Genomic DNA, 21040 nt, shown 5'->3' on the forward strand with positions numbered 1-21040 from the left:
CGCTTGCCACAAGCCGGGAGCCAGGAGCTGGAAGCCATCGCTTTCCACTCCTGGCTTTCGGCTTTTAAGCGTTCATGAGTGAAACGAAATGGCTAAAGACTACAGCCGTACCCAACGCATCGGCGACCAGATGCAGCGTGAGCTGGCGCTGCTGATCCAACGCGAGATCAAGGATCCGCGCCTGGGCCTGGTGACCATCACCGGCTGCGACGTGGCCCGTGACCTGTCCCACGCCAAGGTGTTCATCACCGTGATGGGGCAGGATGACAACGCCGAAGTCATCAAGCAGAACATCGACATCCTCAACGATGCCGCCGGTTTCCTGCGCATGCAGCTGGGCCGCGCGATGAAGCTGCGCACCGTGCCGCAGCTGCACTTCAACTACGACGCGAGCATTCGTCGCGGTGTCGAGCTGTCGGCACTGATCGAGCGCGCCGTGGCGGAAGACCGCAAGCACCCGGGCAACGACGAGGAGTAATGGCGTGGCCCAGGTAAAACGTATTCGCCGCAATGTCAGCGGTGTGCTGATCCTCGACAAGCCGCACGGCATGAGTTCCAACGCCGCGCTGCAGAAGGTGCGCTGGTTGCTCAACGCCGAAAAGGCTGGCCATACCGGCAGCCTCGATCCGCTGGCTACCGGTGTGCTGCCGCTGTGCTTCGGCGAGGCGACCAAGTTCTCTCAATACCTGCTGGATGCCGACAAGGGTTACGAAACCCTGGCGCAGCTTGGCGTGACCACCTCCACCGGTGATGCCGAAGGGGAAGTGACCGAGCGTCGCGAGGTGACCGTTGGTCGCGAGGACATCGAGGCTCTGCTGCCGCGTTTTCGTGGCGAAATCAAGCAGATACCCCCGATGTACTCTGCCCTCAAGAAGGACGGCCAGCCCCTCTACAAGCTGGCGCGTGCTGGTGAAGTAGTGGAGCGCGAGGCGCGTTCTGTTACTATTGCGCGCCTGGAATTGCTGGCCTGTGAGAACAGCCAGGCAAGACTGGCGGTAGCTTGCAGCAAGGGCACCTACATCCGCACTCTGGTCGAGGATCTTGGCCAGGCCCTCGGATGTGGCGCCCACGTAGCTGAGCTGCGCCGGACTCAGGCGGGACCCTTCGTGCTGGCCCAGGCGATCAGCCTGGAGACTCTCGAGAAAGTCCACGCCGAAGGCGGTAGCGAGGCAGTCGATCAGTTCCTCCTGCCGGTCGACAGCGGACTGGAACACTGGCCGCTGATCCAGCTTACCGAACATAGCGCGTACTACTGGCTCCACGGCCAGCCGGTGCGAGCTCCGGAAGCGCCGAAGTTCGGCATGATGCGAGTTCAGGATCATACCGGTCGCTTCATCGGTATCGGTGAAGTGAGCGATGACGGGCGCGTAGCGCCGCGTCGACTGATTCGGTCGGAATGACCGATCCGAGGATGGCTGTTAATAGGCACGGTCAATCCTCCTTTTTAAACACGGGGCGCAGGTCCCGGCCTATTACTCTCAGAGGAAGCCCATCATGGCACTGAGCGTTGCTGAAAAAGCCCAGATCGTTAACGAGTACAAGCAAGCTGAAGGCGATACCGGTTCTCCGGAAGTGCAGGTTGCCCTGCTGACCGCCAACATCAACAAGCTGCAGGATCACTTCAAGGCCAACGGCAAAGACCACCACTCCCGTCGTGGTCTGATCCGCATGGTTAACCAGCGCCGCAAGCTGCTGGACTACCTGAAGGGTAAGGACACCTCTCGTTACAGCGCCCTGATCGGTCGTCTGGGTCTGCGTCGCTAAGCGACACAGACGAGCTGGAAGCTGGAAACCGGAAGCTGGACATCGTTCCAGCTTTCGGCTTTCCAGCTTCTGGTTTTTTAAGGGATTGAAACGGGTCCGACTCCCGCCATTCCCCCGATTTCCCCCAAGGCAACACAGAGAAGGAAAACACCGTGAACCCGGTAATCAAGAAGTTCCAGTTCGGTCAATCGACCGTAACCCTCGAGACTGGCCGTATCGCCCGTCAAGCCTCCGGTGCCGTACTGGTCACCATGGACGAAGACGTCACCGTTCTGGTGACCGTGGTCGGCGCCAAGCAAGCTGACCCGGGCAAGGGTTTCTTCCCCCTGTCCGTGCACTACCAGGAAAAAACCTACGCTGCCGGCCGCATCCCCGGTGGCTTCTTCAAGCGTGAAGGTCGTCCGTCCGAGAAAGAGACCCTGACCTCGCGCCTGATCGACCGCCCGATCCGTCCGCTCTTCCCGGAAGGCTTCCTGAACGAAGTGCAGGTCATCTGCACCGTGGTCTCCACCAACAAGAAGACCGATCCGGACATCGCTGCCATGATCGGTACCTCCGCAGCCCTGGCCATCTCCGGCATTCCGTTCGCTGGCCCGATCGGTGCCGCTCGCGTGGCTTACCACGAAGAGACCGGCTACCTGCTGAACCCCAACTACGAGCAGCTCAAGGCCTCCAGCCTGGACATGGTGGTTGCCGGTACCCAGGACGCCGTACTGATGGTTGAGTCGGAAGCCCAAGAGCTGACCGAAGACCAGATGCTGGGCGGCGTACTCTTCGCCCACCAGGAATTCCAGGCCGTGATCCAGGCCGTCAAGGAATTCGCTGCCGAAACTGGCAAGCCGACCTGGAACTGGTCCGCCCCGGCCGAAAACACCGCCCTGCTCAGCGCCATCAAGGCCGAGTTCGGCGAGGCCATCTCCCAGGCCTACACCATCACCATCAAGCAGGACCGCTACAGCCGCCTGGACGAGCTGCGTGACCAAGTCATCGCCCGCTTCGTTGGCGAAGAAGCTGGCCAGTTCCCGGCGGGTGAAGTGAAAGACGCTTTCGGCCTGCTGGAATACCGCACCGTTCGCGAGAACATCGTCAACGGCAAGCCGCGTATCGACGGCCGTGACACCCGCACCGTACGTCCGCTGAAGGTCGAAGTTGGCGTGCTCGACAAGACCCACGGTTCCGCCCTGTTCACCCGTGGCGAAACCCAGGCGCTGGTTGTTGCCACCCTCGGCACCGCCCGTGACGCCCAACTGCTGGACACCCTGGAAGGCGAGCGCAAGGACGCCTTCATGCTGCACTACAACTTCCCGCCGTTCTCGGTAGGTGAGTGCGGCCGTATGGGCAGCGCCGGTCGCCGCGAAATCGGCCACGGCCGCCTGGCCCGTCGTGGCGTTTCCGCCATGCTGCCGAAAGGCGACGAGTTCCCCTACACCATCCGTGTCGTGTCCGAGATCACCGAGTCCAACGGTTCCAGCTCCATGGCTTCCGTTTGCGGTGCTTCCCTGGCTCTGATGGACGCTGGTGTGCCGATGAAGGCGCCGGTTGCCGGTATCGCCATGGGCCTGGTCAAGGAAGGTGACAAGTTCGCCGTCCTGACCGACATCCTGGGTGACGAAGACCACCTGGGCGACATGGACTTCAAGGTAGCCGGTACCGCCAAGGGCGTGACCGCGCTGCAGATGGACATCAAGATCAACGGCATCACCGAAGAGATCATGGAGATCGCTCTGGAGCAGGCTCTGGAAGCGCGTCTGAACATCCTCGGCCAGATGAACCAGATCATCGCCCAGTCCCGCAGCGAGCTGTCGGCCAACGCGCCGACCATGATCGCGATGAAGATCGATACCGACAAGATTCGCGACGTCATCGGCAAGGGCGGCGCTACCATCCGTTCGATCTGCGAAGAGACCAAGGCCTCCATCGACATCGAAGATGATGGCAGCGTGAAGATCTTCGGCGAGACCAAGGAAGCTGCCGAGGCCGCGCGTCAGCGCGTTCTGGGTATCACCGCTGAAGCCGAAGTGGGCAAGGTGTACGTGGGCAAGGTCGAGCGCATCGTCGACTTCGGCGCCTTCGTCAACATCCTGCCGGGCAAGGACGGCCTGGTGCACATCTCGCAAATCAGCGACAAGCGCATCGACAAGGTCACCGACGTTCTTCAGGAAGGCCAGGAAGTCAAAGTCCTGGTTCTGGACGTCGACAACCGTGGTCGCATCAAGCTGTCGATGAAGGACGTAGAAGCCGCCGAGGCTTCGGGCGTTTGATAATCGCCGCACGATGAAAGAGAGGGCCCCTTGCGGGCCCTCTTTTTTTGCCCGGACAATGGCGAACCGCCATCGTGCCTGGAACAGTCATGGACAAGACGCTCTGCCAGTACCATCCTGCCCAACCCGCAACCTGGCACTGCGTGCCCTGCCAGCGCCATTTCGGCGATTGCTGCATTCCCCTGAATGCAGACGCGCCTGACGACAGCCCCGTCTGCCCACTGTGCCGCAGCCAGCTGACCTTCCTCGGAGCGGCCAACACCGCCCAGCCCTTCTGGGAACGCCTGCCTCAATTCTTCGCTTACGGCCTGCAGACCGGACCGCTGGCCTTCAGTGCACTGTTGGCCCTCGCAGGCCTGTTCATGCCGCGCTCGCTGATCCTCTGGATCATCCTGCTGAGCATCGCCACGAAGTATTTCCACAGCGTGATCGAGTCCAGCAGTGAAGGCGTTCGCGAAGCGCCCTCTCTGGTCAGCGCCTTCGCGGGGGAAGGCTTTTCATTGTTCTTCAAGCAGATGGCGGTCTTCGCCATTGCGCTGGGGGCGCTGTGGCTGGCGGCGGATTTCAACAGCGAGACGATCTTCTGGGTGGTGAACATCGCCATCGTGCTCCTGCTGCCGGCCAGCATCATCCGCCTGGCGCTGAGCAAGGAACTCGGTGCGGCGCTGAGCCCCGATCAGGTGGGTGAGGTGATCAAGGCCATGGGCTGGCGTTACCTGATCCTCTGCGCCTTTCTCTTCATCCTCTGGCAGTCGCCCAGCTATGTGGCCTGGATGCTTTCCGGCGGTCTGCCGAAGGTGGTGCTGATGCCCATCGCCACCTTCCTGTTCGGTTACTTCGGCGTGGTGATGTGCAGCATGATGGGCTATGCCGTGTTCCAGTATCAGGGGGCGCTGGGCTTTGCCATTGCCGAGGAAGGCACCCAGCAGGGCTTGCCGGAAAGCGAATGGCGCCGTCGCAAGGCGCTCGTGGAAGCCGAGATTCGCCTCAAGGAAGGACAGAGTGACGGAGCATTGGAAATACTCACCAATGCCCTGCAGCGTGACCCTGAGGACCTGCGCCTGAACGAGCGTTTCCACCAGTTGCTGTTCGGATTAGGGGCCCGGGAGCGCTGTCTGCGGCATCTGGAGCATTACCTGCCCCTGGTCGCTCGCCAGAATCCTGCACTGGCTGCCACGGCGCTGCTCAATGCCCGCCAGTTCCAGGCCGATTTTCTCCCAGGCGACGCACTGGTGTGCGAGCAGATCGCAGGTGCATTGCTCGATCGCCACAAGGTTCGCGAAGCCCTGAGTCTGCTGCGCAACCTGCACCAGCGTTTTCCTGACTATCCGCACATTCCCCGTGCCTACCTGCTGGCGGCGCGCGGTTTCGCCGAAGGACTCGGGCAGGTGGAGCCGGCGCAAAAGCTGCTGGCCTACATTCGCGCACGCTATCCGGCTTCGCCTCTGTTGGACCAGGTCACTGCCCTGGAAGGCACCATCGCCAAGTTGGGGGGCACTGGGCGCTGAAGCGGGTTTTATCGTGCAGTCTGCAAGGCGACTCGGGATCGAACTTGCAGACTGCACGTGACGGGGCTTTTGGTGGTTTTTGTATCTATCTGATTTGGCTGGATTTTAATTTTCTTCGGAAGCTGGCACAGGCCTTGCGATGTTCATCGTGACCCTGCAGCCGGGAGCTTGCTGCAGATGTTCCGAAGAAGAGAGGAGTACCACCTCATGAAACAGTCTTTCACCAAGTGGACCTTTGCCGCTGTTACTGCTGCCGCCATCAGCCTGCCGTTCGCTACCGGCGCCTACGCAGAAACCAGCGGACAAACCATGCTGGCAGCCAGCGACACCGTTCAGAAGGCCGAAGAGGCTGTCTCGGACACCTGGATCACCAGCAAGGTCAAATCGACATTCCTGGCTGACAAGAACCTCAGCGGCATGGACATCAAGGTCGAAACCAACAAGGGCGTGGTAGCACTGTCCGGTATGGTGAAGACCGATGCCGAGCGCGACCTGGCGATCGAAACCACGAAGAACATCAAAGGTGTTACCGCGGTTTCGGCTGACGGTCTGAAGTCCGCCGATTAACCCCCCGGCCGGGCCCGCCCCGAGGGTGGCCCGGCCCGAGTGAGAGGAGCATCCCCATGAACGCCGATATCATCAAAGGCAAATGGAAGCAGCTCAGTGGCCGTATCAAGGAGAAATGGGGCCATCTGACCGATGACGATCTCGACGTGGCCGAAGGCCATAGCGAGTACCTGGTCGGCAAGTTGCAGGAGCGCTACGGCTGGAGCAAGGATCGTGCGGAGCGGGAAGTCCGCGACTTCAGCACTCGACTCTGACGCCTGCTGGCAAAGAAAAGCCCCGCAATTGCGGGGCTTTTTCTATCAGCGCGCCAGGTGCTGCTGGTACAGCGCCAGTTGGCGAGTCTGTTCCGCTTCGGGGAAGGCTCGGCGCAGGTATTGGCCGAGTTCACCGACTCCGCGCAGGTCCTGGCGCTGGCCCAGTTGCTTGGCCAGTTGCAGGGTCAGCCCGGGAAGCTGCGGTGGTACCGGATTCGTCTGGCAGAGTCGGCGCCATGGTGCCAGGGCGCGCGTGCCGTCCCCGGCCTTGATCAGGCGTTGCAGCAAGTGCAGCAGTACGGCGGGGTGCTGCAGCAAGCGTTGCTGCGGGTCGGCGACATCGTCGGCCAGTTTCTGCAGCAGGGGCAGGGCGGCCGCTTGTTCAGGCAGGCTGAAGAGTTGCTTCAGTACCGCGGTCAGCAACGGTTTGTCCTGCCGACTCTTGGCCACCGGATAGAGCCGTTCCAGGAGCGCCAGTCGGCCCGGGTAGCGCTGCAGCAGGTCGAGGCCGCGCGGGGCGGCCTGATCGAGGGCGAAGCGGCCGATGAGCTGATCGAGAGCTGTCAGCTCGCGCTTGAACGGCGCGTCCGGATCTTCCTTGTTGAGATAGGCCTCATCCACCTTGAGGAATCCCACCTTGTGCAACGTCCAGGTCGAGAGGAAGCCGAAGGCAAGACCGCCGAGGTGCGCGTAGTAGTTCACGTGGTCATCGGCCAACAGCACGCCGTATAGCTCCTTGCCGAGCCATGCGGGAAATATCCACAAGGCCGGAGCCTTGAAGTAGCCGATCAGGGGGCCCAGCCAGTAGAAGAAGCGGATCTTGCGCAGGCCGTAGACGCCGATGGTCATGCCCATCAGTCCCGATACCGCTCCCGAGGCACCGATGCCGGCGACCCAGACCGGGTCCATCGCCCACCAGAGCAGGTGCGAAGCGAGGCCGCTCGCCAGGTAGAGGCCGAGGTAGACCCAGCGTCCGAGTGCCGCTTCCAGGGCGAAGCCGCAGATGAACAGGAAAATCATGTTGCCCAGCAGGTGATCGAAGCTGCCATGCAGGAACATGGCGCCGAACAGCCCCTGGACACTGAACTTGTTGGGGATGAAGCCGAATCGCTGCGCGCTGATGAGGTCCCGCGCCGCTTCTGCCTTCTGCCGAGCCTGCTGCCAGGCAGGATCGGCCTGGTAAGCCGGGAGGCGGTGCAACCAGTCCTCGAACTCCAGGTCGCGGATGATGATGGTCGCCAGGTCCTGGCGGCGCATGGCGTCGATGCTGTGGCGCTGGTCGGCGTCGAACTTCTCGCGCTCCACCAGGTGGTCGATGAACAGCGCGCGCTCGCGGTTGAGCAGGCCTCCGTCCAGGTAGAGCTGCTGCGCTTCTTCGATGCGCGCCTGGTCGCCGCCCTGGTAGACGATGTAGATCAGGGTGTTGAGCAGGATCAGCAGCAGGGTGATGACGGGGGGGCGTCGCCAGTCGAGGGGTTGATCAGCGGGAAGGATGATCATCGCGCGCGGCTCAGTTGCGCTTGCGGTCGAATTCGTTGACGAGTCTGCTCTCGCAGCGGAAGGTGCTGGCGGTGGCCTCGAAGGTCAGCGGGAGGGTGGCTGCAAGGGCGCAGGCAAAGGCTTTCATGGGGGCGGCATCCTGTCCGGTGGTAAGCGTGCGCAGAGCCTAGCATTCCGTCCGAGCGGCTGTCAGTTGCCCCGTTTGCTGTCGATATCGCGCAGTCGATTGCCCTCGAAACGGAGGAATTGGTACATGCCGTTGCGTGGCCCGTAGACCCATTCCTCGACCCGGACCTCGTTGCGCCGGTAGTACTCGTCGACCACCTCCTTGAAACCCAGGTCGGCACGACTGATGGGTTCGCCGCACTTCTCCAGGACTTCGCCGGTGGTGTCATCGAGGCTGATGAGGTTGCTGTTGCAACGCAAGGTGGAGGAGGCGTGGGCGTTGCCCAGGGCCAGCAGCAGCGAGGCGAAGAGAAGGACGCGGCACTTCACGGGAATGTCCGAATAGCGGGAGGTCGCTACAGCCTACACCCGGCGCCGATGGGCGTCAGCGACTGCGCCGGGTTTCAATGCGCACCAGGCGATTGCCCTCGAACGTGAGGATGCTGAGCATGCCGTTATTGGGGCCATAGACCCATTCCTCCACGTTGAACTCGCGCCGGTCATAGGAGCCGAGGGTGTAGCCGACAAGATCGCGGTGCACCGGCTCTCCGCATTTCTGCAGGACCTCGAAGGTGCGGTCGCCGAGGCTGATCAGCTTGCTGCCGCAGCGCATGGTCTCGGCCCCGGCCGGAGCAGCCAGGGCGAGGATCAGCAGGGCGAGCGGCAGCGTACGCATGGAGGACTCCTACTCGCTGTCCAGGTGCAGCGGAGTGATCACTTCCCCTGCCTGGTTGGGGTCCACCAGGCTGACGTCGAGCAGGAAGATTCGCTCATCGGCAAGACCGCCACGGTCCACCAGGTAATCCTTGATGGTGGCAGCGCGGGCCTGGCCCAACTGGCGCAGCAGCAGGTCGCTCTGTGCCCAGGACGCCAGCACCGCATCGCGCAGCTTGGTCGTGCGCTGATCGCTGTCCAGTTCCTTCCACTCGGCCGGAGGCTGTTGTTTCAGGCGGGTGCGGTAGATGCCCTCCAGCATAGGCCCTTTCTCGTCGTCCGGAACCTCGATCTGGCCCGCCTCGGAAGGTACCTTGTCGCCCCGGCGCTGGGCGATCTTGTAGTAGGTGCTCTGGTATTCCCGCTCCAGTCGCTGCTGGGCCAGCAGCGGGCCGTCGGCGGCCTTGGCGCTGGCGCCTTCCACCTCCAGACGCAGCGCCGGGCGCTTCTTCAGCGCGTCGGCCAGGGTGTCCAGGGCCTTCTGTGCATCGGTGTCGAGCTCGCTGCTGCCAGCGGGGAAGGGAACCTGGCCAAGATCTTCGCTGCTCCCCCCCACCAGGCCGGCAACGAAGTTGAAGGGCGCCTGCACGGCGCGCAGCACCAGGTTGCGCAGGGTCTGCCAGACGATGGGCGCAACGCTGAATTGCGGGTCGTTGAGGTTCCCGGCCACGGGGAGCTTGATGTCGATCTTGCCTTCGGTGTCCTTCAGCAGGGCAACGGCCAGGCGCACCGGCAGGTCCACCGCGTCGGGGCTGGATACCTGCTCGCCGAGCTGCAGCTGTTCCAGCACGAGATGGTTTTCAGCTTTCAGCTGGCCCTTCTCGATCTGGTAATGCAGGTCCAGGTTCAGCCGCCCCTTGCGGATGCGGTAGCCGGCGAACTTGCCGGAGTAGGGCGTCAGGGTGGTCAGTTCGACACGCTTGAAGCTGGTGGCGATATCCAGGCTGTCCAGCGGATTGAAGGGGTTCAGGCTGCCTTTGATGGTGACCGGCGCGTAACGATCCACCTTGCCATTGATAGCGACCTTGGCCGGCTTGGGGTTGCGGTTGTCGAGGGTGCCGATCTCGCCGTTGAGTTGCTGGATGGCGGTGGCGAAGTTCGGTGTCAGGCTGAAGTCGGCGAAGTTGGCCGAGCCGTCCTTGATCTCGATACCGCCGATACGGATGCCCAGGGGTTTGGCGGCAGGTTCCGGTTTGGCGGCGGCGTTGGCTGGAGTGCCAGTCTCGGCGGGCTGCTTGATCACCAGGTCGCTGGCGTTGGTGGTGAGGTCTTCGTTGATGATGAAGCGCGCGTAGGGCTGGCTCAGGCTCACCTTGTCGATGTTCAGGGTATCGCCGTGCTGGTAGTTGAGGCCTTCCACCAGCAGCTGCTGCCATTTGACGAAGTCTCGCTCCTTGATGGTGTCCAGGGTGTGCATCTGGTTCACCAGGGCGCGGCCGGTAACGGCGAGGGCCAGCGGCTCGGTGCTCTTGAGGTCGACGTTGAGGTCGCTGTCGAGCATGCCGCTGCGCAGTTCCAGGTGCACGAACGGGCTGAGGTAGGCCTGAGCCACGCGCAGGTCGATGTCGCGGGTCTGCACCTGCAGTTTGGCGGTCGTGGGCTTGAGCTGGACCTGGCCCACCGCCTGCAGCTTGCCTTGCTTACCCAGGCCGGTATCGAGGTTCAGGTTGAAAGGCGATTCGCCGCGGCTATCGAAGTCCTTGAGGTCCAGGTTCAGCGGGCCCAGCTCCAGCTGCACCGGTTCCTTGGGCACCCGATCGGCCAGGTGCACCTTGTAGCCGCGCAGTTGGGCTTCGCGCAGCAGCACCAGCCAGGGCTTGCCCGGCTCGGCCTTGTCATCGTCGGGCTCGTCGGTGGTCTTTTCGTCGCTTTTGGCTGCCGGTTTGGCTTCACTGGCGAACAGTTTCTGCCAGTCAAGCTGGCCGTCGGCTTCACGGGCTGCCCAGGTTTCCAGGTTCTGGCTGTGGATCTTGCCGATCACCACTTCCTGCTTGATCAGGTCGAGGGAGCTGTCGCTGACCTCCAACGTCTCCAGTTTGACCAGGGCGCGATTGTCTGGCGCCTTCATGGCGAAAGGCGACACCTTGATCCAGATCTTGTCCAGGTTGAGCTGGGTGCCCTTGGACAGGTTCAGCTTGTACTCGGTGGACAGGCTGATCACACCTTGCTCCAGCACCAGGGGCACGGCATCGCGGACATAGGGCCAGAAGGCCTTCATCTTGCCTTCCGTGAGCTTCAACTGGCCGCTGGAACTGAACGGCACCAGGCTGATCTGGCCTTCCCAGTCGACCCGTCCACCGTATGGGCCGGTGGCGACCAGGGACATCTCGGAACTGTCATCGGGCAGCGTACTGAGATTGCGCAGTTCCAGATTCAGCGAGTCGTAGACGAACTCGATGGGCTCGCTCGGGCGAAGGTCCTCGAAGTGCAGGCCGCCCTCGCTCAGCTTGATGCGGTCGATGCGCAGGGGAAAGGGATCGCCAGCCGGTTCTTCCGGCTTGGGCTCGCTGGCTGGCAGCTTGAACAGCTGGGCCAGGTTGAGTTTCCCGTCCTTGGCGAACAGTACCTCGGTGGTGGATTTGTCGAGCTCCACGTCCGCGAGGTGCAGGGCGTCGGACCAGAGGCTGTCCAGTTCCAGGTTGGCATAGAGTCGTTCGAAGCCGACCTGTTCGGCCCTGTCTTCGCCGATATGCAGCCCCCAGAGGGTCAGTTCCAGGCTGAAGGGGTTGAGCTGGATGCGCTCAAGCCGGGCGGGAACCGTGGCGTATTGGGCCAATTGCTGGTTGGCCACCCGCAGGGCGATCCCCGGGATGATCAGAAAGCCAAGCAGGCTGTAGAGGGCTACGACGATCAGCAGGGCGCAAACGGCCCGTTTCAATCCTTTGTACATGAGGCGTCAACTATCCCGGCGAAGAATGCCTTGGATTATGGCACGGCCTCAGGGTTCCGCCTGACGGCTGGCTCTCGTTACCGAGCGGTCTTCAGAGCTGCAGGATCAGGGTCTTGAGCGGGGGGCGCGCATCCTGGGACGGGAAGTCGGGGGCCGGTGCCAACGGTTGGCAGTCACGGGCTGGACGGCCCAGTTTGCTGGCGCAACGCAGCACCAGTTCGCGCCAATCGTCCATGGCCACCTTGGCCAGGTTGTTGTTGCAGATCAGCACGCCGCCTTCCGCGGTCGCCAGCAGGGCCGGCTTGAGCAGGCTCTGGTAGTCACGCAGCAGGTCCACGGTGCCGAAGGCGCTCTTGGCCCAGGCCGGCGGGTCGAGGAACACCAGGTCGAACTGCCGTTGTTCCAGGCGCGGATAGCTGGGCAGCTTCTGCCCGTGGCGGCGGGCGATGGGCTGCCCGGCCAGTTGGCGGATCGCCGGGAAGTAATCGGATTGCACGAAATGCATGGGGGCCAGACCCGGGTTCAAGGCGCCGTTCTCACGGCCGACCGCGAGGTTGCCCTCGGCGAAGTCCAGGTTCCACACCTCGCGCGCACCACCGCCGGCAGCGCAGACGCCCACTCCGCAGGTGTAGGCGAAAAGGTTGAGCACGGACTTGCCGGCGCTGTGGTCCTTGACCCAGCCACGGGCGTTGCGCAGATCGAGGAACAGCAGCGGGTCCTGCCCTGCGTGTCGGCCACGTACCCGGTAGTTCAGGCCCCACTCGCGACCCACGAGGTCTTCCAGGGCGGCCGGTTCTGCCTGATAGATCGGATCGCGACGATCGACCCGTGAATTGCCCTGGGAACGGTCGTTGTAGACCAGCAGCAGTTTCTCGCCGAGGAATTCGTCCACCGCTGCGGCCAGGTCCAGGATTGGGCCGCGTTCGAGTGTCTGGTGGAAGCTCTGCACCATCAGCTGGGGACCGTAGCGGTCGACGGTCAGGCCTGAGGCCCCTTCCTGGCTGCCGTGGAACAGCCGATAGCAATCGGTGCCTTGGGCATGGAGTTCAGCCAGCAGCGGCTGACGGGCATCGAGTGCGGCGCGCAGCGCCTGGATGAGAGCGGAGGACATGCGCGGCGTCTCGCAAAAAGGGGCGCGCAGTTTAACAAAGCGGCTTTACCGTAGGTTGGCGCAGAGCGAAGCCCAACAAAGGGTATCGCGTTGGGCTTCGCTGGGCTCAGCCCAACCTACAGAATCGGCTTAGCGCTCGATAGCCAGGGCCACGCCTTGACCGCCGCCGATGCAGAGGGTCGCCAAACCCTTCTTGGCGTCGCGCTTGATCATTTCATGCAACAGGGTCACCAGCACGCGGCAGCCGGAGGCACCGATGGGGTGGCCAAGGGCGATAGCACCGCCATTGACGTTGACCTTGGCGGCGTCCCAGCCCAGTTCCTTGCCGACCGACAGGGACTGTGCAGCGAAGGCCTCGTTGGCTTCGATCAGGTCCAGGTCGCCCAGACTCCAGCCGGCTTTTTCCAGGCAACGGCGGGTGGCCGAAACCGGGCCGATACCCATGATTGCCGGATCGACACCAGCATTGGCATAACCGGCGATGCGGGCCAGCACCGGCAGACCCAGTGCCTTGGCCTTCTCCGCGCTCATCAGCAGCACGGCGGCAGCGCCGTCGTTGAGCGTGGATGCGTTGCCGGCGGTGACGCTGCCGTCCTTCTTGAAGGCCGGCTTGAGTTTGGCCAGGGCTTCGGCAGTGGTGCCGGCGCGTGGCTGCTCGTCGGTGGCGAAGGCGAGCGGATCGCCTTTCTTCTGCGGAATCAGGATGGGGGTGATCTCATCCGTGAAACGCCCGGACTCGATAGCGGCCGCGGCCTTCTGCTGAGAGGCGGCGGCAAAGGCGTCCTGCTGCTCGCGGTTCAGGCCGTATTTTTCCACCAGATTCTCGGCAGTAATGCCCATGTGGTAGTCGTTGAAGGCGTCCCACAGGCCATCCTGGATCATGGTGTCCACCAGCTTGGCGTGACCCATGCGCAGACCGGTGCGGGCACCCAGCATGACGTAGGGCGCCAGGCTCATGTTCTCCTGGCCGCCGGCGATGATCACCTCGGCGTCGCCGCAGCGGATGGCCTGGGCTGCCAGGTGCAGGGCCTTGAGGCCGGAGCCGCAGACCTTGTTCAGGGTCATGGCGGGAACCGCATGGGGCAAACCGGCCAGGATGGCAGCCTGGCGCGCCGGGTTCTGGCCGCTGCCGGCGGTGAGCACCTGGCCCAGGATCACTTCGTCAACCTGCTCGCCCTTGAGGCCGGTTTGCGCCAGCAGCTGGCGGATTACGGCGGCGCCCAGCTCCGGGGCGGGAATGTTCGCCAGGGAGCCCTGGAAGCTGCCGATGGCGGTGCGGGTGGCGGCAACTATTACGACGTCTTGCATGGATCTGTCCTCACGGCGGTGAATTGGGTCAGGCAATGACCGGGCAAGCAGTGATCGTCGCACAGGCAATTTGACCGGACCACACTCTCAACGGGGGGGCAGTCCCATGCGACGGCGAGCACGATGGACTGCGCCATTACGCATGGCCCAGCGCAGCAGCGGTGCCACCCGCCAGACCAGGTCCCGTACTACGCGGCGCTGCCAGGGGCGCTGGTGCAGGCCGAGCATGGCGCTGGCCCAGTCCGGCATCAGGTCGATGCCAGCCTGCATCATCAGTACGCCGAAGGGCTTGGCCATCGCGCTGGGTGCCGGGGCTCCGAGGAGGACACGCACCACTTCCCGGCTGCGTTCGTCGCAGGCAAGTTGCGGGCGCATCGCCTCCAGATAGTCCGCCACTTGTTGGCGGGACTTCGGTACGTCCCGCGCACCGAGCCGTTCGGCCACCAGCGCGATCTCGGCGTAGTAACGGTCCTGTTCTTCCCCGGAAAGGTGCGGGTTGAGGTAGCGAAGGTGGGCCTTGAGAAAGCAACTCACTTCGGCCACATGGACCCAGGTCAGCAGGGCCGGGTCGCTGGCGGCATAGGGGCGTCCGTCCGGCGCGGTGCCCACCACCTGCGAATGGATGGTGCGGACCTTGTCGATCAGCCAGTCGGCATCCTTGCGGGTGCCATAGCTGGTGCCGGAGATGAACTGGCCGGTGCGGCGCAGGCGGCCGAGCATATCCGCGCGGAAATTGGAGTGGTCCCAGACGCCGGAAAGCGCCAGGGGATGCAGCATCTGCAAGAGCAAGGCGCTGATGCCGCCGATCATCATCGAAGTGAAATCGCCGTGAACCTTCCAGGTCACCGAGTCCGGGCCGAACAGGCCGGGGTCGCCCTTGGGGTTCTCGAAATCGAGCTGGCCAAGGGCAAGACCAGTAAGGCCGATGATCTGGCTTTCGATACGGCGACGAATGAATTCCATGCAGCGAGTGCTTCCGGGCGAAGGCGCCAGCCTCCAGGGAGGCTGGCGTCTTGAGGGGCTTACTGGTTGAGGCGCTTGTCGATCAGGTTCTGCACCACTGACGGGTCGGCCAGGGTGGAAGTATCGCCGAGGTTATCCAGCTCGTTGCAGGCGATCTTGCGCAGGATGCGTCGCATGATCTTGCCCGAGCGGGTCTTGGGCAGGCCCGGCGCCCACTGGATCAGCTCGGGCTTGGCGAAGCTGCCGATCTCCTTGCTTACCAGGGCCAGCAGTTCCTTCTTCAGCTCATCGGTCGGTTCCAGGCCCTTCATCGGGGTCACGAAGGCGTAGATGCCCTGGCCCTTGAGGTCGTGCGGGTAACCCACCACGGCGGCCTCGGCCACGGCGTCATGCAGAACCAGGGCACTTTCCACTTCAGCGGTGCCGATGCGGTGGCCGGAAACGTTGATTACGTCATCGACGCGGCCGGTGATCCAGTAGTAGCCGTCTTCATCGCGACGGGCGCCGTCGCCCGTGAAGTAGTAGCCGGGATAGGCGGCGAAGTAGGTGTCGATCATCCGCTTGTGGTCGCCATAGACGCTGCGGATCTGACTGGGCCAACTGGCCTTGATCGCCAGTACGCCGGAGCCGGCGCCTTCGATTTCCTTGCCCTTTTCATCCAGCAGCACCGGCTGCACGCCGAAGAACGGGCGAGTAGCCGAGCCGGGCTTGAGCGCGGTAGCGCCCGGGAGCGGGGTGATGAGGATGCTGCCGGTTTCGGTCTGCCACCAGGTGTCGACGATGGGGCAGCGGCAATCGCCCACCACGTGGTAATACCACTCCCAGGCTTCCGGGTTGATCGGTTCGCCGACGCTGCCGAGCAGGCGCAGGCTGGCGCGGGAGGTCTTCTTCACCGGTTCCTCGCCTTCGCGCATGAGGGCGCGGAGGGCGGTGGGGGCGGTATAGAAGATGTTCACCTGGTGCTTGTCGATCACCTGCCAGAAGCGCGAGGCGTCTGGGTAGTTGGGCACGCCTTCGAACATCAGGGTGGTGGCGGCATTGGCCAGCGGGCCATAGACGATGTAGCTGTGGCCGGTGACCCAGCCCACGTCCGCGGTGCACCAGTAGATGTCGCCGTCGTGGTAGTCGAATACGTACTTGTGGGTCATCGCCGCGCCCAGCAGGTAGCCGCCGGTGGTATGCAGTACGCCCTTGGGTTTGCCGGTGGAGCCGGAGGTGTAGAGGATGAACAGCGGGTCCTCGGCATCCATCCATTCGGGCGGGCAGTCCTCGCTAACGCCGTGCAGGGCCTCGTGGTACCAGAGGTCGCGCCCGTCCTGCCAGTCGATCTTGCCTTCGGTGCGCTGGACCACCAGCACCGAGGATACGTTCGGGCAGTCTTTCAGGGCCTTGTCGACGTTCTGTTTCAGCGGGACGTACTTGCCACCGCGCACGCCTTCGTCGGCAGTGATCACGGTGCGGCAGTCGGCGTCGAGGATGCGGTCACGCAGGGCATCCGGGGAGAAGCCGCCGAATACCACCGAATGCACGGCGCCGATGCGCGCGCAGGCGAGCATGGCGTAGGCCGCCTCGGGGATCATCGGCATGTAGATGCAAACCCGGTCGCCCTTCTTCACGCCACGGCTCTTCAGCACGTTGGCCAGGCGGGCCACGTGGCTGTGCAGCTTGCGATAGGTTATCTGCGCGGATTCGCTGGGGTTGTCGCCTTCCCAGATGATGGCGACCTGCTCGCCGCGCTGCTCCAGGTGGCGGTCGATGCAGTTGTAGGCGACGTTCAGCTTGCCGCCCTTGAACCACTCGGCCTCGCCTTTCGCGAGGTCACTGTGGTGCAGCTGGTCCCAGGGCTTGAACCAGGTGAGGAAGCTGGTGGCCTGCTCGCTCCAGAACAGCTCGGGCTGCTCCACGGACTGCTGGTACAGGCGCAGGTAGGCATCGTTGTCGATAAGGGCGTGCTTGCGCACGGCGTCCGGCACGGGGTGAAGGCTGATCTCGTACATGGCGGGTCCTTGTTGTTGTAAAGCCGAGATGGCGACAAGGGTGCATCCAAGCCGTCGCCGGGTTCAAGAGTTGTCCATGGAGTTTTGAACCCGGGGCCCGCCGGATCGTTCAGCGGCGTGGATACTCCAGCTGGGCGGCGACGAAGGCGGCGGTGGCGCTGCCATTGCGTGCGGCAATGGCGTCCAGCGTTTCGTCCAGCACCCGGCCGGGACGCGCATCGCTATCGGGGAGGGCAGGTTCCCCACCTGCGGGGGCATCAGGCAGCAGTGTCAGGCCGTAACGGGTACGCACCGGACCGCCGCCCACGGCCTGTACTTTGCTGCGGAAACTGCGGGCCCACGCGTCGGCGCGCAAAGCGAGGGTGGCCTCATCAATCCCGGGGCGCAGTGGCAGGGTCAGGGTCTCGTGGCGCCAGAAGGCCAGGTAATTGGCCGCGGCCGTCAGGTAACCGCCGGGGCCGAAGGCAAAGGCCTGGCTCTGGTGCTCGACGGACCAGTCCGCCAGACCGATCTCACTCGCGAAGGCGAGCGCTTTCTCGGGGCCGGCGATGGCTTCCACCAGCGCCACGGACACAGGCAGCGCGGCGCTGACGCCCGAGCTGGTCACCAGCTTGCCGTCCACCACATAGCGCCGGTCGACCTGCCAGCGGGTGTCGGGAAAGTCTGTCTCGCGTTGTGCTTTCGAATACCAGTGACCGGTAGCCCTGCGGCCGTGGAGCAGGCCGGCGTGGCCCAGTACCAGCACGCCGTCGCAGATGCCAACGATGGTGGCGCCCCGTGCAGCTTGTCCGGCGACGAAGGCGGTAAGGACGGGATCATCACTGTGGTGCACGGCGGGAACGATCAGGTAGTCCGCCCCCTGTGGATAACGTTGTTCGAACTCGGCGGTGGTCGCCTGCACTTCGAGCCTCAGCGCCGGCATCATCTGCAGCGGCCCTTCGCGGGTGGATAGGGCCACTACTTCGGCAACACCGGCGCGGCTGAGCAGGCCGAAGGGCACCAGGTAATCCACCAGTTCGGTCATGCGGTTCTCGCCGACCACCGCCACCAGCGGCTGTTCGCGACCGAAGCGCGGCTGGTAGGGCTGGAGTGCTTCTGCGTGAGCCAGCAGGGGGAGGTAAAGGGTCAGGACCAGCAGGAGGGCGCGCATGGGGCTTCTCCGAAAATGGGGATAACCAGTGTGGCGCGCAGGCAAATGTCAGGAATGACAGCTATCAGTGAATATCTGCCAGCCCGTCGTTCGAGTACTCCCCCATGCCGCAACCCCATCGTGTGCTCCTACTGGTCTTCCCGGACTTCCAGCTGCTGGATGCCACCGGCCCGGCGGAAGTGTTCGCCGCCGTCAGCGGGCACCTGCCGACGGAGGCGGGGCCTGCCTATGTCCTGCAGGGCATCTCCGTAAGCGGTGGGCTGGTGCGTTCCAGCACCGGGCTGGAACTGATGACCGACGCCCTGCCGGAGCCGGCCAGCCTGGCGGGCTGCACGCTGCTGGTGGCGGGCGGCTTTGGCGTGCAACGGGCGATGGCACAGGGCGTGCTGGCGCGCTGGCTCAAGGACGCGGTTAACCGAACGGCCCGTTGTGGTTCAGTGTGCACCGGGGCTTTCCTGCTGGCCCAGACCGGTTTGCTCGATGGCCGTCCGGTGGTGACCCACTGGAAGTACGCGGTGCTGCTGAAACGGCTGTTCCCGAAACTATTGGTGCAGGAAGACGCGCTGTTCGTTCGCGACGGGTGCTTCTTCAGCTCGGCTGGGGTGACGGCCGGTATGGACCTCTGCCTGAGCCTGGTGGAGGAGGACCATGGCCGCACGGTATCGCTGCAGGTGGCCAAAGGGCTGGTGATGTACCTGCGCCGGCCAGGAGGACAGCGGCAGTTCAGCGCCGAACTGCTGGCGCAGCAGGCACCCTCGGGAGGCATGCTGGAGAAGCTGGTCCAGTGGTTACGCGGTCGCCTGCATGAAGCATTGGACATCGAGTTGATGGCGGCGGAGATGGCGGTATCGCCGCGGACGCTTCACCGGCATTGCCAGGCGGAACTGGGGGTGACGCCTGCGAAACTGCTGTTTCAGCTGCGGCTGGAAGAGGCCTGTCGATTGCTGGAGCAGGGCGTGCCGTCACTCAAGCGTACGGCGGAGAAGAGCGGGTTCGGCAGCGAGTACAACCTGCGCCGGGCATTCGTTCAGGCGCTGGGGGTAACGCCGAGCGAGTATCGGCAGCGGTTTTGCCGGTAGGAAGGGATTCGCGAATGAATTCGCTCCCACAAGTGCGATTCAGCCTGTGGGAGCGAATTCATTCGCGATAGGGATCAACCGCGGTGACGCGCGCGGAAGAAGTCGATCAGGCCCTGGGTCGAGCCGTCCTCGGCCTGGGCTTCGTCCTGGCCAGTGAGGCGTGAATAGACCGCCTTGCCCAGTTCCTTGCCGAGTTCCACACCCCATTGGTCGAACGCATTGACGCCCCAGAGCACGCTCTGCACGTAGACCTTGTGTTCGTACATGGCAATCAGTGCACCCAGGCGGCGCGGGCTGATGCGTTCCACTACCAGGGTATTGCTCGGGCGATTGCCGGGCACGACCTTGTGTGGTGCCAGGCGCTGTACTTCCTCTTCCGGCATCCCCTTGGCGCGCAGCTCGGACTCAGCCTCTTCAAGGGATTTGCCAAGCATCAGTGCCTGGCTCTGGGACAGGCAGTTGGCGAACAGCCACTGGTGGTGGTCGGCCACCGGGTTGTAGCTGGATACCGGGACGATGAAGTCCGCCGGAATCAGCTGGGTGCCCTGGTGCAGCAACTGGTGATAGGCGTGCTGGCCGTTGCAGCCGACACCACCCCAGATCACGGGACCGGTACCGGCGGTGACGGGGGTGCCGTCCTGGCGCACGCTCTTGCCGTTGGACTCCATGTCCAGCTGTTGCAAGTGGTCGGTGAAGTTACGCAGGTAGTAGTCGTAGGGCAGGATCGCGTGGCTGTGTGCGCCCCAGAAGTCGCCGTACCAGACACCGAGCAGACCGAGGATTACCGGGATGTTGCGGTCGAACGGCGTGCTCTGGAAATGCTGGTCCATGCTGTAGGCGCCGGAGAGCAGTTCCTTGAAATTGGAGATGCCGATGGACATGGCGATCGGCAGGCCAATGGCGGACCAGAGCGAATAACGACCTCCGACCCAGTCCCACATAGGGAAGATGTTCTCTTCGCGGATGCCGAAGGCCACCGCCGCTTCCTTGTTGCTGGAAACGGCGATGAAGTGCCGGTACAGCTCCTCTTCGCTGCCGCCCTGGGCCAGGTACCAGGCGCGTGCGGCCTGGGCGTTCTTCAGGGTTTCCAGGGTGCTGAAGGACTTGCTGGAGACGATGAACAAAGTGGTTTCAGCGTTCAGGCGGCAGGCCAGTTCGCGGAACTCGCTGCCGTCGATGTTCGCGAGGTAGTGACAGCGCACGCCTTTCTGGGCGAAGGGCAGCAGCGCTTCGGAGACCAGTTGCGGGCCGAGGAAGGAGCCGCCGATACCAATGTTCACCACGTCAGTGATGGGTTTATCGGTGTAGCCGCGCCACAGGCCGTTGTGTACGTAGCCGACCAGTTCGGTCATCTGATGCAGAACGCGATGGACTTCCGGCATCACGTCGACGCCATCCACCCACACCTTGTCGCCAATGGGGCGGCGCAGTGCGGTGTGCAGCACCGGACGACCCTCGGATGCGTTGATCACGTCACCACGGAACATGGCCTTGATGGCATCGCCGAGCTGGGCTTCTTCGGCCAGCTTGACCAGGAGGTCCAGGGTGTCGGTACGGATCAGGTTCTTCGAGTAGTCCAGCAGCAGGCCGCAGGCGCTGTGGCTGAACTGCTTGAAACGCTCGGAATCTTCGGCGAAGGCCTGGCGCAGACTGAAGCCGGCAAGGTCCTGGCGATGCTGGCGGAGCGCGGCCCAGGTGGGCAGTTGGGTGACATCGAGCGGCGTCAGGTGGTGATCCATGGAGTACCTGTGTGCGACTTATGAAAAAGCCCGGATAAGTCCGGGCTTCGGGTCATTCAGCTGTCCGGTC

At 63.6% G+C, this 21040-nt stretch carries 18 protein-coding genes; 8 read left to right on the top strand and 10 right to left on the bottom strand.

What is annotated here, in order from left to right; genetic code table 11:
• The first annotated feature begins 88 nt into the window (after positions 1–88).
• From rbfA to MnOB_RS05640, 7 genes are all read left to right on the top strand, one after another.
• Positions 89–478: a 30S ribosome-binding factor RbfA gene (gene rbfA / locus MnOB_RS05610; protein ID WP_077522873.1), complete on the top strand. Its 390-nt coding sequence runs from the start codon at positions 89–91 to the stop codon at positions 476–478.
• Between the two features lie 4 nt (positions 479–482).
• Positions 483–1400: a tRNA pseudouridine(55) synthase TruB gene (truB, locus tag MnOB_RS05615; RefSeq protein ID WP_077522875.1), complete on the top strand. Its 918-nt coding sequence runs from the start codon at positions 483–485 to the stop codon at positions 1398–1400.
• Positions 1401–1494: 94 nt separating this feature from the next.
• A complete protein-coding gene (gene rpsO, locus MnOB_RS05620) occupies positions 1495–1764 on the top strand; it encodes a 30S ribosomal protein S15 (protein WP_044874075.1) in 270 nt (89 codons plus the stop codon).
• Positions 1765–1916: 152 nt separating this feature from the next.
• Positions 1917–4025, top strand: coding sequence for a polyribonucleotide nucleotidyltransferase (pnp, locus tag MnOB_RS05625; protein WP_077522877.1), 2109 nt, complete (start codon positions 1917–1919; stop codon positions 4023–4025).
• An 89-nt stretch (positions 4026–4114) separates the two neighbouring features.
• Complete coding sequence (locus MnOB_RS05630) at positions 4115–5533, top strand: hypothetical protein (RefSeq protein WP_077522879.1); 1419 nt, start codon at positions 4115–4117, stop codon at positions 5531–5533.
• A gap of 207 nt (positions 5534–5740) precedes the next feature.
• Positions 5741–6100, top strand: coding sequence for a BON domain-containing protein (locus MnOB_RS05635; RefSeq protein ID WP_077522881.1), 360 nt, complete (start codon positions 5741–5743; stop codon positions 6098–6100).
• A gap of 56 nt (positions 6101–6156) precedes the next feature.
• Positions 6157–6354 carry a CsbD family protein gene (locus MnOB_RS05640; RefSeq protein WP_077522883.1) on the top strand — a complete coding sequence of 66 codons (198 nt, stop codon included), beginning with the start codon at positions 6157–6159 and terminating at the stop codon, positions 6352–6354.
• A gap of 45 nt (positions 6355–6399) precedes the next feature.
• Here MnOB_RS05640 and MnOB_RS05645 read toward each other — a convergent pair whose 3' ends face one another.
• From MnOB_RS05645 to MnOB_RS05685, 9 genes are all read right to left on the bottom strand, one after another.
• Positions 6400–7854: a rhomboid family intramembrane serine protease gene (locus MnOB_RS05645; protein WP_077522885.1), complete on the bottom strand. Its 1455-nt coding sequence runs from the start codon at positions 7852–7854 to the stop codon at positions 6400–6402.
• A gap of 189 nt (positions 7855–8043) precedes the next feature.
• Complete coding sequence (locus tag MnOB_RS05650) at positions 8044–8349, bottom strand: DUF2845 domain-containing protein (protein ID WP_077522887.1); 306 nt, start codon at positions 8347–8349, stop codon at positions 8044–8046.
• Positions 8350–8404: 55 nt separating this feature from the next.
• Positions 8405–8695 carry a DUF2845 domain-containing protein gene (locus MnOB_RS05655; RefSeq protein WP_077522889.1) on the bottom strand — a complete coding sequence of 97 codons (291 nt, stop codon included), beginning with the start codon at positions 8693–8695 and terminating at the stop codon, positions 8405–8407.
• A gap of 9 nt (positions 8696–8704) precedes the next feature.
• Positions 8705–11623, bottom strand: coding sequence for a DUF748 domain-containing protein (locus tag MnOB_RS05660; RefSeq protein ID WP_077522891.1), 2919 nt, complete (start codon positions 11621–11623; stop codon positions 8705–8707).
• Between the two features lie 91 nt (positions 11624–11714).
• Complete coding sequence (locus MnOB_RS05665) at positions 11715–12734, bottom strand: class I SAM-dependent rRNA methyltransferase (protein ID WP_077522893.1); 1020 nt, start codon at positions 12732–12734, stop codon at positions 11715–11717.
• 129 nt (positions 12735–12863) lie between these two features.
• A complete protein-coding gene (locus MnOB_RS05670; protein ID WP_077522895.1) occupies positions 12864–14042 on the bottom strand; it encodes an acetyl-CoA C-acetyltransferase in 1179 nt (392 codons plus the stop codon).
• An 87-nt stretch (positions 14043–14129) separates the two neighbouring features.
• Entirely contained in the window at positions 14130–15005 is an 876-nt protein-coding gene (locus MnOB_RS05675) for an oxygenase MpaB family protein (protein WP_077522897.1), read from the bottom strand.
• A 59-nt stretch (positions 15006–15064) separates the two neighbouring features.
• A complete protein-coding gene (gene acs / locus MnOB_RS05680; RefSeq protein ID WP_077522899.1) occupies positions 15065–17002 on the bottom strand; it encodes an acetate--CoA ligase in 1938 nt (645 codons plus the stop codon).
• Positions 17003–17111: 109 nt separating this feature from the next.
• On the bottom strand, positions 17112–18152 hold the full coding sequence (locus MnOB_RS05685) for a DJ-1/PfpI family protein (RefSeq protein ID WP_077522901.1): 1041 nt from the start codon (positions 18150–18152) through the stop codon (positions 17112–17114).
• A 104-nt stretch (positions 18153–18256) separates the two neighbouring features.
• Here MnOB_RS05685 and MnOB_RS05690 point away from each other — a divergent pair, with 104 nt between their 5' ends.
• Positions 18257–19231: a GlxA family transcriptional regulator gene (locus MnOB_RS05690; protein ID WP_077522903.1), complete on the top strand. Its 975-nt coding sequence runs from the start codon at positions 18257–18259 to the stop codon at positions 19229–19231.
• Positions 19232–19305: 74 nt separating this feature from the next.
• On the opposite strand, the gene pgi is transcribed toward MnOB_RS05690, so the two are convergent.
• Positions 19306–20970, bottom strand: coding sequence for a glucose-6-phosphate isomerase (gene pgi / locus MnOB_RS05695; RefSeq protein ID WP_077522905.1), 1665 nt, complete (start codon positions 20968–20970; stop codon positions 19306–19308).
• Between the last annotated feature and the right edge of the window lie 70 nt (positions 20971–21040).

The organism is Metapseudomonas resinovorans, assembly GCF_002003485.1.
In the GTDB taxonomy this organism is placed as follows: Bacteria; Pseudomonadota; Gammaproteobacteria; order Pseudomonadales; family Pseudomonadaceae; genus Metapseudomonas; species Metapseudomonas resinovorans_D.

What these genes read in the sequence shown, in the direction of transcription:
- MnOB_RS05685 (WP_077522901.1), bottom strand. Translation starts at nt 18,152, where the DNA reads ATGCGCGCCCTCCTGCTGGTCCTGACCCTTTACCTCCCCCTGCTGGCT.
- pgi (WP_077522905.1), bottom strand. Translation starts at nt 20,970, where the DNA reads ATGGATCACCACCTGACGCCGCTCGATGTCACCCAACTGCCCACCTGG.
- rpsO (WP_044874075.1), top strand. Translation starts at nt 1,495, where the DNA reads ATGGCACTGAGCGTTGCTGAAAAAGCCCAGATCGTTAACGAGTACAAG.
- MnOB_RS05630 (WP_077522879.1), top strand. Translation starts at nt 4,115, where the DNA reads ATGGACAAGACGCTCTGCCAGTACCATCCTGCCCAACCCGCAACCTGG.
- MnOB_RS05660 (WP_077522891.1), bottom strand. Translation starts at nt 11,623, where the DNA reads ATGTACAAAGGATTGAAACGGGCCGTTTGCGCCCTGCTGATCGTCGTA.
- MnOB_RS05655 (WP_077522889.1), bottom strand. Translation starts at nt 8,695, where the DNA reads ATGCGTACGCTGCCGCTCGCCCTGCTGATCCTCGCCCTGGCTGCTCCG.
- MnOB_RS05665 (WP_077522893.1), bottom strand. Translation starts at nt 12,734, where the DNA reads ATGTCCTCCGCTCTCATCCAGGCGCTGCGCGCCGCACTCGATGCCCGT.
- MnOB_RS05635 (WP_077522881.1), top strand. Translation starts at nt 5,741, where the DNA reads ATGAAACAGTCTTTCACCAAGTGGACCTTTGCCGCTGTTACTGCTGCC.
- MnOB_RS05645 (WP_077522885.1), bottom strand. Translation starts at nt 7,854, where the DNA reads ATGATCATCCTTCCCGCTGATCAACCCCTCGACTGGCGACGCCCCCCC.
- acs (WP_077522899.1), bottom strand. Translation starts at nt 17,002, where the DNA reads ATGTACGAGATCAGCCTTCACCCCGTGCCGGACGCCGTGCGCAAGCAC.
- rbfA (WP_077522873.1), top strand. Translation starts at nt 89, where the DNA reads ATGGCTAAAGACTACAGCCGTACCCAACGCATCGGCGACCAGATGCAG.
- MnOB_RS05675 (WP_077522897.1), bottom strand. Translation starts at nt 15,005, where the DNA reads ATGGAATTCATTCGTCGCCGTATCGAAAGCCAGATCATCGGCCTTACT.
- MnOB_RS05690 (WP_077522903.1), top strand. Translation starts at nt 18,257, where the DNA reads ATGCCGCAACCCCATCGTGTGCTCCTACTGGTCTTCCCGGACTTCCAG.
- MnOB_RS05670 (WP_077522895.1), bottom strand. Translation starts at nt 14,042, where the DNA reads ATGCAAGACGTCGTAATAGTTGCCGCCACCCGCACCGCCATCGGCAGC.
- MnOB_RS05640 (WP_077522883.1), top strand. Translation starts at nt 6,157, where the DNA reads ATGAACGCCGATATCATCAAAGGCAAATGGAAGCAGCTCAGTGGCCGT.